We start from the raw sequence: 13,634 nt of genomic DNA on the forward strand, positions 1-13,634 counted from the left end.
CCATTTGAGCCGCAGATAACTAACTGTTGACACAAGTTATTGCGGTAAGTACACTTTGGGCATGATAATTAGGCGTACGGTAATTCTTGTTATCCTTTTCTTGCTGATATGCTCATTCCTCTTTGCGGAAACAGGCACGCTGGGAACGACTTCGCTTAATCTCAGTGGTGTTGTAGCACCAAAATCATTACTTGGTATAACCCAGTTATTGGGGGCGGCTCCAGGATCGGGGGATGCTATTCCCTTGGATTCAGGTGATATTTTGTACGATGCAATCGGTAATGGAGTTGAGGTCGGTACTTGGGCAGCATCCTCCAATAGTAGCGCAAACCTTGAACTCATTATTGAATACACCCCATTTGTCGATCCTGAAATAACTGGCGTCTCTATTCCTTATATTGTGCACAACGGTATAGAGACGATTGTCTCGGGAGGAGAGTTTTATCCTCTAGTAAGAACTGGTGGAATTTATCAGAGTGAAGACAATTCTGGGTCTGTCTTCATCAAGAGAACTGATACCAACACCTACCCCCCCAGCTCAAACTATAGGACAACAATTTCTTTTACTCTCCAAGCTGAATAAGACTTCCTGTTGAAAAATTCTTTAAAAAAATACATCACATATGCTTATATCTAGGCAAAATCAGCAAACTTTTGTCATAGGAATAGAAGGCTTCGTCTGTTAAAAGTACTTGAGGGATAGATAAATTTTCAAAAGTAATATATTAAAGATAGTGCAGATGTCATATGATGGCGCATGTATGATATTATATAAAATTATAAAATATATGTAATTAAAATAAATAATTAAAATTATTAAAAATAATTACAAAAAAATATAATCATCACTTGACATAAGTAACAACCAGTACTAGATTGTATGTACAGCCTAGGCTGAAGAGAGGGTACGTATATGAAAAAAACATTGGTTTTATTTATTGCAATACTTTTTGTTGGTGGCGTTCTTTTTGCAGAACTTACCGGCACTACAGGTGATACAGATACTGGAAGTTTGGTTGTATATGGTGAAATTCCACCAGGAGCAATTGAATTCACCGTAACACAAACCGATAGTAGTAATGTTGATTTGCTTTCTGCGATAGTAGCTCCTGCAGGGGCCGGGTATGTGATTGGTAATTGGGACCTGACATCAACTAACCAAGCTGCCAATGCATATACTATTACATATGATTATGGCACGTTGGATTTGAATACCACTTCAATTGAGTATGTACTTCTGGAGTATGCAGCTGGAGCAACAACTGGTGGAGCTCAAAAAAGTGATCTTGCTACCACTGGGATTACCACAACAGCCGGAACGACTACTGTTGGGCGTAACATTGGATTCAGATTGACAAATACTGGTCTTACCACGGCAATAGGTGCTCCTGAAGGAAGTTACCAGGATACTGTCACAATTACGATAGAAACGAACTAACATTATTGTCTCCAAAGGCACGGCACCCTTCGGGGTGCTTTGTCATACATAGGCTATAGAGGGAGCATATTATGAAACATTATTTGGCAATCATACTCGTACTACTCATAGTTTTAATTGCTCCCATGTCGATTGCTGCAGAAGAGGTTGTTCCCCAGACGGTTGGAACTGGGCAGATTGTATTCCGTGGTTTTATTGAAGCCGGGCTTTATTTCAGTGTCTCCACATTGACAGAAGAATCATTCAACCTGCTCACTACCGAAGAGCTGCTGCCTACTGGAGATGGTGTTGATATCGGACAGTGGACGTTACGTGTCGACAATCCTCCCACAACCCTCACCAACTATACTATCCGCTACGAGTATGAGCCCATCCAAAATACCAATGAAGAAATTGACGATCAGATTTCGTTTGTTATTCTTGAGAGAGAAGAGACTGAGACAGTACGTACAGAAAAGCCCAACAATAGTGTAACGGCTATATCTGTGAGTGCTACGGATAGTCTTAGTACTATTACCCGGGTATTCAGTGCTAGGCTTACTGATGAAGGGTTGAACACTGCATTAGAAGCCGCTGCTTCGGCCGATTATATCGCCTATATTACCGTTTCGTTGGAAACGGATTAGGGTATTCCAATAGGTAAATTATTACTGAAAAATAATACTTTTCAACTAGACAATTCCATGCCATAATCAGACTTGTGGTTGCTCTTGGGCAGGGCGGAAGCTGCCTAGGAATGCATGGACATAAGGTCGCTCCTTATGCTCTGAAGGAGGTGCCGCTTTCCCCTCAACGGGGAGGCGGTTTTTTGTATTTTTAGGCTCCCTGATGATGTTTTAGCTGATCGAGAAGAGAGCGTTTGAAGATGAATTCATCCAAGCCCATGGCAGCTATTCCCAAGATGCCTGAACGTTCACCTAAAGTTGATCGCTCGATCGAAGTCTTCTCTTGTATTATCGAAGCAGCTCTTCTTTCGAAGGTTCTTAGCAGCGTGGTAAAGTAACGCTCAGGAAGAGCTGAGATGCCTCCTCCTATGATAATCTTATCTGGTCTGAATAGCGCAGATGCGAAGATCAGGCCTTGTGCCAAAGACTCTGCTGCATGCAACAGTTCGCCGTCAATAGCACTATCGTTATCAGCCATAGAACACAGTTGTTTTACAGAAGTGACTTCAGGATAGGGTTCAACCAAAGCCCAACCTGCCGCCTGGGTCTCCAGGCATCCGATGGCACCACAGCGACAATGTCCCGATTGTCCTATCGGAATATGACCGAATTGACAATCTTGGGAGGTGATCTTTCCATCAGAGAGCCAAGCGGCTCCGATATGCTCTCCCCAATTCACATAGAAATAGGAAGTATCGGAATCGATATCAGCGAACCATCGCTCACCCATGATCATACTGCGGACATTGTTCTCAACCAAGACCGGAAAAGGAAGATGTTTTTTCAGTGCGTAGGACAAAGGTACAGATTTCCACTTCCAGTCAGACACTTGAAGCACCGTACCCGTTGCTGGCTCGACTATACCGGTAATAGAGATAGCGAGACCGCTGACTGCCTTGGGATCTTTCATTCTGGATAGAAACTTGGATGAGGCTTGTATGATCGATGCCGCTAACTCCTCAGGAGACGGTTCCTTCGCTGTAGGGAATCGCTCGAATCTGAGCATCTCCCCACTGAGATTCACAAGCGCAATCGAGGTATTACGTGTCCCTATATCTATGGCGAGAACCATTTTCCTCTCTTTCTGCAAGGCGAGAGACATGGGGCGTCTCCCTGCGGCTGTAGACCTGGTACCAGTCTCTTGAACCATACCTTCTGAGAGCAAGGCATCGACTATCTCGCCAGTACTTACCTTGTTCAAGCCAAGGAGACGTGAGACATCGGCACGACTGAGACCTTCATGTTGGGCAAGGATGTTGAGGATCCTGAGACGGTTGAGTTGTCGTGCAGCGGTGGGTTGGGTGAATCGCATGATTCAGCATAGCCCAGAATAGGGTAAATGTTAATGAGAACATTGCCGATAGGCAATAATTTCACTATCTTATCTCTGGTATAAACACGATTCGGAGGAACTCATGGAACAAAAGAAATTCAAGACCGAGGTGTCTGAACTATTACACCTCATCATCCACTCGCTCTATTCACATAAGGAGATCTTTCTCAGGGAACTGGTGAGCAATGCATCCGATGCCTTGGATAAGCTCAAGTACCTTACATTGGTAGATCCCGCTTTCAAGGATCTAAAGTTCGATCCCCGTATCGATATTTCATTTACCGATGATGAAAAGCAGAAGATCCTTGTGGTGAAAGACAACGGAGTCGGTATGGGACACGATGATCTTGCCGATGATTTGGGAACAATCGCCCGCTCAGGAACCAAGAAATTCCTGAAGAATCTTACCGAGGACCAGAAGAAAGACTCAAACCTCATCGGTCAATTCGGTGTTGGGTTCTACAGTAGTTTCATGGTAGCCGAGAAGGTTGAAGTGACCAGTAAAAAGGCAGGATCTGAAGAGGCATGGAAATGGTCCTCCACTGGAAAAGGATCATTCACTTTAGAAGAGGCAGAACGAGATACCCAGGGAACCACCATTACCCTCTATCTGAATGAAGAGGGTCATGAATATGCCAACCGATGGACCTTGGAGCGACTGATAAAAAGGTATTCTGACCATATTGCCTTCCCAATTTATCTGGAATACGATCAGGATGAATATGATGACAAGGGAAAGAAAAAGGGAACCGAACATAAGGTCGAGAAGGTAAATAGTGCAGCTGCTCTTTGGAGACGAAGCAAGAGTGAGCTTACTGCCGATGATTATAATGAATTTTATAAGAATACCTCATATGATACCGAAGATCCCCTATTGTACATCCACACGCAGGCAGAGGGTGTCAACAACTACACTACACTCTTCTATATTCCTGCGAAAGCGCCGTTCGATCTCTTCAATGCCGACTATAAACCGGGTGTCAAACTGTATGTAAAACGGGTCTATATTACCGATGATGAAAAGGAGCTTCTCCCGACCTATCTTCGGTTTGTCCGTGGTGTCATCGACAGTGAAGACCTCCCATTGAATGTAAGCCGGGAGATTCTTCAGCAGAATCGGATCATGAGCAATATCCGAAACGCATCGGTGAAGAAGATCCTCAGTGAACTGAAGAAAGTGGCGGAGCAGAATCCAGAGCTCTATACCAAAATTGCACAAGAGTTCAATCGACCGCTCAAAGAAGGCCTTTACAGTGACTATGCGAACAGGGAATCACTCTTGGAACTGGTTCGTTTCAAGAGCACCGATGTGGAAGGATACACCAGTCTTGCTGCCTATAAAGAGAGAATGTCCGATGACCAGAAAGCCATCTATTACCTTGCTGGTGGAAACGAGGACACTATTAGAAGGTCTCCGCTTCTTGAAGGATATAAGAAGAAAGGTATTGAAGTGCTTCTCATGACTGACGATATCGATGATATCGTGGTTCCATCCATCGGAACCTATGCTGAGATGCCACTTAAGGCAATCAACAAGTCTGGAGCAGTGGACGAGTTGGACAAGGATGAATCGAAGAAGAAAAAGAAAGAGGGTAAGGATGTCGTTAAAAAGATAAAGAAAGCTCTCGGCGAACGGGTTAAGGATGTAGTCGTTTCCACTCGTCTTGTCGATGCCCCCGCAGTAGTGGTTGTCGATGATGATGATATGTCGGTCCAGATGCAACAGATTCTGAAGTCCATGGGTCAAACGAATATGCCTGAAAGTACTCCCATTCTGGAGATCAATGTGGATAGCCCTGTGGTGAAGAAAATCGCCGATTCGGATGATGAAGCGTACGTCTCTGATCTCTCTCAGGTACTCCTTGACCAAGCTTTGATTAATGAAGGGGTCATGCTGAAGAATCCAGCAGAATTCGTAAAGAGATTGAATACTCTGCTGTCACGCTAATTTTTACACTTGGATATTGGGGGCTTCGGCCCCCTATTTTTTATTGTTGGGTACTTTGTTTCTCGGGTTGCTCCAAACTTGAGATGCGTTTATTATTTACAAAGTGAAAGTACTACAAAATTGAAATTCATCTGGAGGACTGAACATGGAAACACAAACTGAAATCCGATCACTATGGGATTCTCTCTTACTCTGGTTCAATGAAGAGGCCGTGGGAATTGTTTTCCAAATCGTGGGAATATTGCTCATCCTCATTGTGGGAAAGATTTTGATCTCTCTTCTGAAGAAATGGCTTACTAAATCGATGGGGAAAAGCAAGAAACTCAATGAGCTTATGCAGAAACTGATCCTGAAGATTGTTGCAGCCGTGGCATGGATACTCTTGCTCGTTGTAATCCTTGGCCAAATAGGTGTAAATCTTGCTCCTATCATAGCTGGTCTCGGTGTCACCGGTTTCATTCTTGGTTTTGCTTTTCAAGAGACATTGGGCAATCTACTTGCTGGAGTAATGATTGCATTGAATTCTCCCTTCCGAATCGGAGACTATGTCGAAATCGGCTCTATTAGTGGATCAGTCCGAGATATGGATATGATGAGTGTAACACTCGCCACCCCCGATAACAAACGGGTCATTATGGCGAACAAGCTCATATGGGGAAATGCTATCACCAACTACTCCTTCACCGAAACACGACGGGTTGAGTTAGGTGCCTCGATTGCTTATGACAGTGATGTGAACAAGGCAAAGGAAATCCTATGGGATATCATCAACAGTTATCCAGAGGTATTGCCTGAACCCAAACCGATGATTGAGGTGATTAAGCTTAACGACTCATCGGTTGACTTGGTCGTCCGACCATGGACGAAGCCCGGTGATTACTGGACTGTCTACTTCAGGTTCCAGCAAGAGGTGTTGGAAAAATTCCGGGATGCTGGGCTGGAGATTCCTTTTCCTCAAATCGATGTACACACACCCGATGCCAAGCAGGCATAGATAGCTTGGATTAGGTTGTAGACACTACTCGGATAGCCGGTCCAAACCAACGAGGAAAATCTCGAAGGAGTCGGATCGGCTTGCTTTTGGTTTGAAGGGTTTCGCTTTCTTGAAAAGAAGTCTCATACGTTTGAGAATTTCGGCTTCTCCCCCACCTTGGAAAATCTTGATTACCAGATTACCATGCACCTTAAGATGCTCCTCAGCCAAACTAAGAACACTTTCGGCGAGCCATTCGCTACGTGATGTATCTACCGAACGATTGCCGGTTGTCATTGGTGCCGCATCGCTGATGATGGCATCATATGGACCATGGGAAACCAATTTCTCTCGAATCTCTGCACTGAAGGCATCCCCCACATAGGACACCACCGTTGGTGGGACGGGGTGTAGTCCCAAAGGATTCAAATCTACAGAGACAATAGTTCCATTGCCCTTTATTAGGTTACGGTGAGTGTAGAGAGTCCAGCTGCCAGGAGCGGCTCCGACATCCAATACCGTGTCCCCTGGTCGGATTAGTGTATGAGACTTTTGGATCTCTTCCAACTTGTAGACCGAACGGGCAGGGTAGCCCTCTTTCCGGGCCTTCAATGTGTAAAAGTCGGCTGTATCTCGTCTACTCTTTGCCATAGGGAGGATTGTATCATGAATAGGGAAAAAGGAGGAGGCCAGCGGGAGGGTTGTTGGGGTGGGGAGAGAATTCCGCTGGCCTCCAAGGAAAATCACACTAAAGGAGGTATGAAAAAACTGTTGCTCTGTATTCAAATACATGCATTGACCGTGCCAACTTTTTCTTTTTCACGATAAATCTAGAGAAAACGATGATTCTATGATAAAAAAGCCAGTATTTCCACCTCAATGGAGAATTGTCATGGGTGGATTGTATGAAGAAATGGAGCAAAAAGGTGTGAAAAATAATCACACCTACAATTGTTCGTGCAACTGTTGCACAATTGACGAAACTCTTTTCGATAGCTATTTTTCTGCTATGAAATATACCATGCTGAACAAGAAGTTCCGTTATTCATATAACAATGTAGCTCTTACCCTCATCATCATCAATGCAGTAGTCTTCTTTATGACCATGCTCATGCCACGACTGTATGGCTATCTTGCAATGGTTCCCTCATATATTGTCTATCGCCACTGGTACTGGCAGGTTTTCACTTATATGTTCGTCCATGCAGACTTCACACATATCCTTTTCAATATGCTGGGATTGTTCATGTTCGGAATGCCAGTAGAAAGAAGAATCGGAAGTCGGGAGTTTCTCCTCTTCTATCTCCTTACCGGAACATTATCAGGAATTTTCAGTCTCATCTCTTATGTAGCGGCTGGGACGAATGTAATACTCGTGGGAGCCTCTGGCGCTATCTATGCAGTCCTCTTGGCGTTTGCTGTTCTCTATCCCTATGCAAGAATCTTCATTTTCGGAATTTTCCCCATGCGGGCTCCGGTTATGGTCGTTCTTTATGCAGCTATAGAGATGTTCAACCAAGTGTTCGGGAGCACACGAGGAGTGGCACATCTTACCCATCTAGCGGGATTCGGCTTCGCATACCTGTACTTTATTGTCCGCCTACGAATCAATCCTATTGAAGAGTGGAAACGTAGCCGTTGATTCTTATTAAGCCAAGTCCCACTCGGAGCGTAGTTGTGCATACCCCTTCTTAATTACATCGAATATGATTCTTATTTTATCATTATGATGTATGAATGCAGACTTCATGGCATTCAAAGTAATCTTCTCCAGATCTGCGATTGTCAAATCATAATACTGAGAGGCGATCTCCATCTCTTTGGAAAGCGTGGTATTGCTCATTAGTCGATTGTCGACACTCAAGAAAACTCGATAGTTGTTTCGGAATAGGATGTTGAATGGGTGACTTGGAAAATCTGAAGCTGCACCGGTTCCCACGTTGCTGCTTAAGCACATCTCCAGCGGAATCCTGCGATCCTGTATAAAATGGGCAAGTGAGCCCATCTTCTCAATCGTAATTCCATTGATAGCCATATCGTCTATAAGCCTCGTTCCATGTCCGATTCGGTGTGCTCCGCATACTTGGATCGCCTGCCAAATCGATTCCAATCCAAATCCTTCCCCTGCATGGATAGTGATATTGAAGTTTTGGTTCCGGATGTATTGGAATGCCTCAAGATGCTTCTTGGGAGGATGGCCACTTTCATCACCGGCGAGATCAAAACCTACCACTCCCCGTGTGCGGTAGGCAACCGCCAATTTGGCGACCTCGAGAGAGATGGCCGGATCTTGGTTACGTAGGGAGCATAGGATAGTTCCGAATGACATTCCGGTTCTCCGTTTGCCTTCGTCCATTCCATCAAGAACGGATTCGACGACAGATTCCATGCTCATTCCCTTTGCAGTGTGAAGGATAGGTGCGAAGCGGATTTCAGCATATACCACACCGTCGGAGGCAAGATCTTCTACTGCTTCAATAGCCACCCGACGAAGAGCCTCTGGTGTTTGGAGAACAGCAACCGTAACATCGAACGTCTCCAAATAGAGGGGTAGGCTTTTCTGAACACAGCCACGGGCAAACCATTCTGCCAAAGCATCGGGATCTTTACTTGGTAGTGGCACATTATACGTCGTTGCCAACTCTATGATGGTTTGGGGACGTAGTCCACCATCCAGATGATCATGCAATTCCACCTTGGGAAGTTTCTTGATTTGTTCTTTATTCAACATATCATGATAGTACTATGGTAAGCAGTCTTGGGCAACAAATTTGCAATACCTGGTATTTCGCCCCTTTACTCTTGCTCAGATTTTGGAGATAGTTAAAATGGTTTTAAATTACCGAGGAGGTATGACGATGGATCAAGAGAAACTCCAAGAAAAATTGCTAACTGCGGCCGATAGTACCAAGAACGCTGATCTCGTAGAGAAATTGTTGCAACAAGGCGCGGATGTCAATGCCACCGATTCCTTTGGACTCACCCCTCTCATGAGAGCAGCCTTATTCAATTCTAATGAGAAAGTTATTAAAGTACTGGTGAAGGCGGGAGCCGATATTTTTGCCAGGGAACCCCAATATAAATCCACTGCACTACAGTTGGCGGCAAACCACAATCCTAGTGCAAAGGTAATTGAAGCTTTAGTGGAAGCAGGTTCGGATATCCATGATGTGAACTACTTAGGTGAAACCGCTCTCGTGATGGCTGTTAATAGTGGCAATGACACGAAGGTGATATCTGCACTCATACGTGCCGGTAGTGATGTAAATTCACGCGACTACCAGGATCGCTCTGCCCTCGACTATGCTCGTATGTCCAAACGTGCTTATGTAGTGAAGATTCTCAAGCAGGCAGGCGCAAGATAGTACCAGCAATTTGCTCCGAGTGATTCCCATACCACGCATTTTTAGGCTTTGGGCGACAAAAAGGCTATACTCTGGTTCCTTCAGTTCAGCTCCCTATGTTGCATGGAAGAACGAATATCCTCTTCCATTGAGACAATGAGCTCTTTTACATCCGAGACCAGACTTTCTAGAGGGAAGGAGAGACTTTCATCCGGTTTTGCACGAAGTTTGACCTCTACTTTCCCCTCCTTAAGCGATCTGTTGCCCAGTGTAAGGCGTATGGGAATACCAATTAGGTCTGCATCAGCGAATTTGACACCGGCAGACTCTTTGCGATCATCAAAGATCACTTCAATATTCTCAGCTTCAAGATTTTTATAGATCTCTTCGGCGATTTCGGTATCCTTGACCAAGGAGACGAGGTGTACTTGGTAAGGGGCTGTGGTAATTGGTAGCTGCAGTCCCCCATCATCATGGTACTCCTCGGCAAGACATGCCAACAGACGACCTACGCCAATTCCATATGATCCCATGATTACCGGTTTGCGTACTCCAGCTTCATCTTGATACATACATCCCATCGCTTCTGAGTACCGCGTGCCGAGCTGGAAAATATTACCAACCTCGATACCCTTACTCTGTTGGAGAGGATGGCCACAGGTTGCACAAGCATACCCCGCGGACGCAGAGGCGATGTCGGCAACCTCTCCCGTATAATCCCGGCCAAAATTAGTATTCAGCAAATGATAATCCACTTTGTTTGCCCCCGCCACCAGATTGGAGGAATTGGCTACCGAGTCATCTACTACTACAATAGTTCCTTCAGCGCATCCGATAGGACTACCGAACCCTGGTTCCATCTTGGCGGCTTTGATCTCTTCAATGTGAGCAGGACGTAAAGCATTTGCCTTTACTGCATTCTGAAGTTTATTCTCTTCAATCTCCATGTCTCCCCTGATTACCCCTATGATGAGTTTCTGGGTCTCCTCTCCTGATGTGTCATCCACAAATGTTCCCATCATGAACAGCGCCTTCGCGGTTTTCTTGGTCGGGATTGAAAGGAAGTTTGCCAGATCTTCAATCGATGCACAATTAGGAGTAAGTACCTCCTCCACAGGGAGCTGTTGGTCTGCATGGCATGATTTTTCGAATACTGCAACCTGTCTGTTAGCTGTATAACCGCAATGGGAACAGGTGATGATGGTATCTTCTCCGACAGGGGAGAGGTACATATACTCATGGGCGACCTTTCCCCCCATCATTCCGGAATCGGATCCTACCGCAATAGTGGGTAGGGCACAGCGATCGAAGATCCTGAAGTAGGCACTATAGTGGGCTTTATATTGTTTTACCAATCCTTCGTGGTCGCGATCAAAGCTATAGGAATCCTTCATCGTGAATTCCCGTACCCTGATAAGACCAGCTCGGGGACGGGGATCGTCCCTCCATTTTGTCTGTAGTTGGTAAACGAGTTGGGGGAGTCGTTTATAGGAATCAATCTCAAACCGGGCGATATCGGTAACACACTCCTCATGTGTCATGGCCAATACCATATCCCGTCCTACGCGGTCTTCGAATCGGCTCATTTCCTTATCGATGCTGTAGTATCTACCAGTCTCTTTCCAAATATCGGCTGGATTCACGACCGGCATTTGAATTTCCTGACCACCGATTTTGTCCATCTCGTCCCGTATGATATTTTCAATCTTGCGGATAGAACGTAACCCGAAAGGAAGCAAGGAGAAGATACCAGCTCCTAGTTGCTGGATGAATCCTGCGCGAACCAAATATCCGTAGCCCAAACTCTCAGCTCCAGCGGGAACCTCTCTGAGCGTGCGGGAAAAGACCTGTGACATTCTCATGCTGTAACTCCTTATCGACGGTAGACCGCCAGGCGCTATTGTAGCAGAATGACCAGTGCTGCTCAACGGGATGGACTTCTCTTTCCCTGTGAAAACCGGTACAGTGTAAGAGGGAGGAAAACATGGATATCAAACGTTTTGCATCCGAGCGGCAGGCTGTAGCAGATCTTATGGGGAGGCTATATACATGTCGACTGACAACTACGAGCGGAGGAAATATCAGCCTTCGCCTTTCCGACAATCTTTTCTGTATAACACCCTCAAAACTCGATAAAGCGAATTTAGTTGGGGATAAGATTGCTATTGTTACCATGGATGGAGAGAACCTTACTCCCGACCTTCCTTTGAGTATAGAATCGGAAATGCATAGACAGGTTTTGTTGACAAGGCCGGATATGCAGGCTGTCGTTCATGCCCATCCTTGCTATGCCTCTGCTTTTACTGCGATGAAGCGTCCTATCAACACGAGACTTCTCGCAGAATCCTGGTTTCTCATTGAAGAGCCTGCTTTCGCACCATATGCACGAATGGGGACTGTGGACCTCGCCAAGACAGTCGCAACTTCACTTGAACATGCCAATGTAGTTCTTATGGAAAACCATGGTGTGCTCACGGTAGGAAAAACTCTTTTGGAAGCCTTCGATTTGATCGAGGTCTTAGAAAATAGTGCCAAGATGACCTTCATTACTGAGACTCTTGCCTCTACCAAAGTAGGCTGGGAGACCAGTGCTCTGGATGAAGATCGTTGTGAAGAACTCATGAGAATGAAGAGAGGGATATGAGGATAGAATTGGAGACAATCCCTGTTTGGGATAGCATACATAATAACGGCGAATGTTTCATATGTTCTCTTATGCGTGAAGCGGAAGTCGATGTAGTTTCCTACTATCTGGGAAGTTCTGTGATGCATCCTGAGACACGGGTAAAGGTTAATGAACTCGGATTTTGTCCCCATCATTGGGAAGCGTTAGCAGACGCTGGGAAACCGCAATCACTGGCACTGATCGGCCATACGTATCTGCAGCAGACAGAGAATATCTTGGATCCTGCTGTAAAGAGAATCACCAAGGCTAAGCCTGGAAAGAAGACCACCCTCTCGGTTGATCAGCTGCTCGAAGCCATCCATAAGCGAGAGCAGGGTTGTCTCATCTGCTTGGGTATGGAAAGACGTTTAGTCCGTTATGCCAATACCACTGTCTTCCTCTGGGAGGACGATGCGGAATTCAGGAAGGAGTTGTTGAATAGCAAGGGAGTTTGTCTTCATCATATGGAGACCTTGTTGGCAGTTGCTCAAACATTTCTCGAACCTGACAAGCACCATACATTCGCTACTGAGTTGACACAATTGGTCTTAGACAACCTTAAAAGGGTGGAGGACGACGTGTGGTGGATGACGCAGAAATACAAAGCTGAGCACACCAATTCGCCATGGAATGGCTGCGAAGATGCCCATAAACGATTAGTCAGGAAGCTTATTGGTGAGGGTAGGATCGTTTCCGGCTCTTAATATCCAATTTCAATTGACTTCTATCTGCCGATACCTCGCTTACTTGTCTCCTCTTAAAGAGCTGGCAATGTTTTTCCGTTCGGAAAAAGTGATAGTAATCTATCGTGGTCTCATCGGCACGATATATGAGAATGTACTCTTTGTTTGGAAGGAAAGCCATTCCAAGAGTGAGTTCACAGTTACCTTTAGTCTTCAACTCGTGGAGATCCAGCAACTCCTGTTCAGACAGATATCCCTCCCGGCAGACAATAGCCATAAGCCTTTGGGGTTCTTGCTGATCACGGTCGTGGACTACGATATCTGGAATCATGGCATGCGTATCTTCCATAATCGGAGCACATAAATCTACAAAGTATCGATTTCTCTGTTGGAGATTGAAGCTGTCGTGGAGTCCCTGCTCCAAATGCCTTGCTAGACGATGGCAGACTGCCATGCGGTTTCTTCTCCATGAAAAGAGCGACGAGTCCTGTTCCACCAAGAGCGACAATGCATGGATATGGGTCTCAAAGAGGCGGATCATGCCATAGCGTTCATCTTCATGGATATTCATCGGTTCATTGTAGC

General features: G+C 45.4%; 14 protein-coding genes. 9 read left to right on the forward strand and 5 right to left on the reverse strand.

Annotation, left to right across the window (positions count from 1 at the left end):
* Positions 1 to 61 precede the first annotated feature (61 nt).
* The 3 genes from ACODJP_RS07080 (at position 62) to ACODJP_RS07090 (ending at position 2,064) form a co-directional block, all read left to right on the forward strand.
* Positions 62 to 583 (forward strand): hypothetical protein, encoded by a 522-nt coding sequence (locus ACODJP_RS07080; protein WP_422479943.1) that lies wholly within the window; start codon positions 62 to 64, stop codon positions 581 to 583.
* Positions 584 to 913: 330 nt separating this feature from the next.
* Positions 914 to 1,438, forward strand: a complete 525-nt coding sequence (locus ACODJP_RS07085; protein WP_422479945.1) for a hypothetical protein — start codon at positions 914 to 916, stop codon at positions 1,436 to 1,438.
* Between the two features lie 71 nt (positions 1,439 to 1,509).
* Positions 1,510 to 2,064, forward strand: a complete 555-nt coding sequence (locus tag ACODJP_RS07090) for a hypothetical protein (RefSeq protein ID WP_422479947.1) — start codon at positions 1,510 to 1,512, stop codon at positions 2,062 to 2,064.
* Between the two features lie 190 nt (positions 2,065 to 2,254).
* Here the strand turns inward: ACODJP_RS07090 and ACODJP_RS07095 are convergent, their stop codons facing one another.
* Positions 2,255 to 3,415, reverse strand: a complete 1,161-nt coding sequence (locus ACODJP_RS07095; RefSeq protein ID WP_422479949.1) for an ROK family transcriptional regulator — start codon at positions 3,413 to 3,415, stop codon at positions 2,255 to 2,257.
* Positions 3,416 to 3,518: 103 nt separating this feature from the next.
* Here ACODJP_RS07095 and htpG point away from each other — a divergent pair, with 103 nt between their 5' ends.
* Entirely contained in the window at positions 3,519 to 5,384 is a 1,866-nt protein-coding gene (gene htpG / locus ACODJP_RS07100) for a molecular chaperone HtpG (protein ID WP_422479951.1), read from the forward strand.
* Positions 5,385 to 5,529: 145 nt separating this feature from the next.
* On the forward strand, positions 5,530 to 6,378 hold the full coding sequence (locus ACODJP_RS07105; protein ID WP_422479953.1) for a mechanosensitive ion channel family protein: 849 nt from the start codon (positions 5,530 to 5,532) through the stop codon (positions 6,376 to 6,378).
* Between the two features lie 24 nt (positions 6,379 to 6,402).
* Here ACODJP_RS07105 and ACODJP_RS07110 read toward each other — a convergent pair whose 3' ends face one another.
* Positions 6,403 to 7,008: an SAM-dependent methyltransferase gene (locus ACODJP_RS07110; RefSeq protein ID WP_422479955.1), complete on the reverse strand. Its 606-nt coding sequence runs from the start codon at positions 7,006 to 7,008 to the stop codon at positions 6,403 to 6,405.
* 241 nt (positions 7,009 to 7,249) lie between these two features.
* Between ACODJP_RS07110 and ACODJP_RS07115 the strand changes: the two genes are divergently transcribed.
* On the forward strand, positions 7,250 to 7,999 hold the full coding sequence (locus tag ACODJP_RS07115; RefSeq protein ID WP_422479957.1) for a rhomboid family intramembrane serine protease: 750 nt from the start codon (positions 7,250 to 7,252) through the stop codon (positions 7,997 to 7,999).
* A gap of 6 nt (positions 8,000 to 8,005) precedes the next feature.
* On the opposite strand, the gene ACODJP_RS07120 is transcribed toward ACODJP_RS07115, so the two are convergent.
* Complete coding sequence (locus ACODJP_RS07120) at positions 8,006 to 9,088, reverse strand: adenosine deaminase (RefSeq protein ID WP_422479959.1); 1,083 nt, start codon at positions 9,086 to 9,088, stop codon at positions 8,006 to 8,008.
* 127 nt (positions 9,089 to 9,215) lie between these two features.
* On the opposite strand from ACODJP_RS07120, the gene ACODJP_RS07125 reads away from it, so the two are divergent.
* Entirely contained in the window at positions 9,216 to 9,722 is a 507-nt protein-coding gene (locus ACODJP_RS07125) for an ankyrin repeat domain-containing protein (protein ID WP_422479961.1), read from the forward strand.
* A gap of 80 nt (positions 9,723 to 9,802) precedes the next feature.
* On the opposite strand, the gene ACODJP_RS07130 is transcribed toward ACODJP_RS07125, so the two are convergent.
* A complete protein-coding gene (locus tag ACODJP_RS07130; protein WP_422479963.1) occupies positions 9,803 to 11,563 on the reverse strand; it encodes a proline--tRNA ligase in 1,761 nt (586 codons plus the stop codon).
* Between the two features lie 122 nt (positions 11,564 to 11,685).
* Here ACODJP_RS07130 and ACODJP_RS07135 point away from each other — a divergent pair, with 122 nt between their 5' ends.
* Both ACODJP_RS07135 and ACODJP_RS07140 read left to right on the forward strand, forming a co-directional pair.
* Positions 11,686 to 12,345: a class II aldolase/adducin family protein gene (locus ACODJP_RS07135; RefSeq protein ID WP_422479965.1), complete on the forward strand. Its 660-nt coding sequence runs from the start codon at positions 11,686 to 11,688 to the stop codon at positions 12,343 to 12,345.
* Positions 12,342 to 13,070 carry a DUF6062 family protein gene (locus ACODJP_RS07140; RefSeq protein WP_422479967.1) on the forward strand — a complete coding sequence of 243 codons (729 nt, stop codon included), beginning with the start codon at positions 12,342 to 12,344 and terminating at the stop codon, positions 13,068 to 13,070. The genes ACODJP_RS07135 and ACODJP_RS07140 overlap by 4 nt, the downstream gene beginning before the upstream one ends.
* On the opposite strand, the gene ACODJP_RS07145 is transcribed toward ACODJP_RS07140, so the two are convergent.
* Positions 13,036 to 13,620, reverse strand: coding sequence for a hypothetical protein (locus tag ACODJP_RS07145; RefSeq protein ID WP_422479969.1), 585 nt, complete (start codon positions 13,618 to 13,620; stop codon positions 13,036 to 13,038). The two genes, ACODJP_RS07140 and ACODJP_RS07145, sit on opposite strands and share 35 nt — an antisense overlap.
* Between the last annotated feature and the right edge of the window lie 14 nt (positions 13,621 to 13,634).

The sequence above is a fragment of the Pleomorphochaeta sp. DL1XJH-081 genome (assembly GCF_049310885.1).
GTDB lineage: Bacteria > Spirochaetota > Spirochaetia > Sphaerochaetales > Sphaerochaetaceae > CAYZJV01.

Excerpts from the sequence above, each read along its gene's own strand:
- ACODJP_RS07080 (WP_422479943.1), top strand. The coding sequence starts at position 62 with ATGATAATTAGGCGTACGGTAATTCTTGTTATCCTTTTCTTGCTGATA.
- ACODJP_RS07085 (WP_422479945.1), top strand. The coding sequence starts at position 914 with ATGAAAAAAACATTGGTTTTATTTATTGCAATACTTTTTGTTGGTGGC.
- ACODJP_RS07090 (WP_422479947.1), top strand. The coding sequence starts at position 1,510 with ATGAAACATTATTTGGCAATCATACTCGTACTACTCATAGTTTTAATT.
- ACODJP_RS07095 (WP_422479949.1), bottom strand. The coding sequence starts at position 3,415 with ATGCGATTCACCCAACCCACCGCTGCACGACAACTCAACCGTCTCAGG.
- htpG (WP_422479951.1), top strand. The coding sequence starts at position 3,519 with ATGGAACAAAAGAAATTCAAGACCGAGGTGTCTGAACTATTACACCTC.
- ACODJP_RS07105 (WP_422479953.1), top strand. The coding sequence starts at position 5,530 with ATGGAAACACAAACTGAAATCCGATCACTATGGGATTCTCTCTTACTC.
- ACODJP_RS07110 (WP_422479955.1), bottom strand. The coding sequence starts at position 7,008 with ATGGCAAAGAGTAGACGAGATACAGCCGACTTTTACACATTGAAGGCC.
- ACODJP_RS07115 (WP_422479957.1), top strand. The coding sequence starts at position 7,250 with ATGGGTGGATTGTATGAAGAAATGGAGCAAAAAGGTGTGAAAAATAAT.
- ACODJP_RS07120 (WP_422479959.1), bottom strand. The coding sequence starts at position 9,088 with ATGTTGAATAAAGAACAAATCAAGAAACTTCCCAAGGTGGAATTGCAT.
- ACODJP_RS07125 (WP_422479961.1), top strand. The coding sequence starts at position 9,216 with ATGGATCAAGAGAAACTCCAAGAAAAATTGCTAACTGCGGCCGATAGT.
- ACODJP_RS07130 (WP_422479963.1), bottom strand. The coding sequence starts at position 11,563 with ATGAGAATGTCACAGGTCTTTTCCCGCACGCTCAGAGAGGTTCCCGCT.
- ACODJP_RS07135 (WP_422479965.1), top strand. The coding sequence starts at position 11,686 with ATGGATATCAAACGTTTTGCATCCGAGCGGCAGGCTGTAGCAGATCTT.
- ACODJP_RS07140 (WP_422479967.1), top strand. The coding sequence starts at position 12,342 with ATGAGGATAGAATTGGAGACAATCCCTGTTTGGGATAGCATACATAAT.
- ACODJP_RS07145 (WP_422479969.1), bottom strand. The coding sequence starts at position 13,620 with ATGAATATCCATGAAGATGAACGCTATGGCATGATCCGCCTCTTTGAG.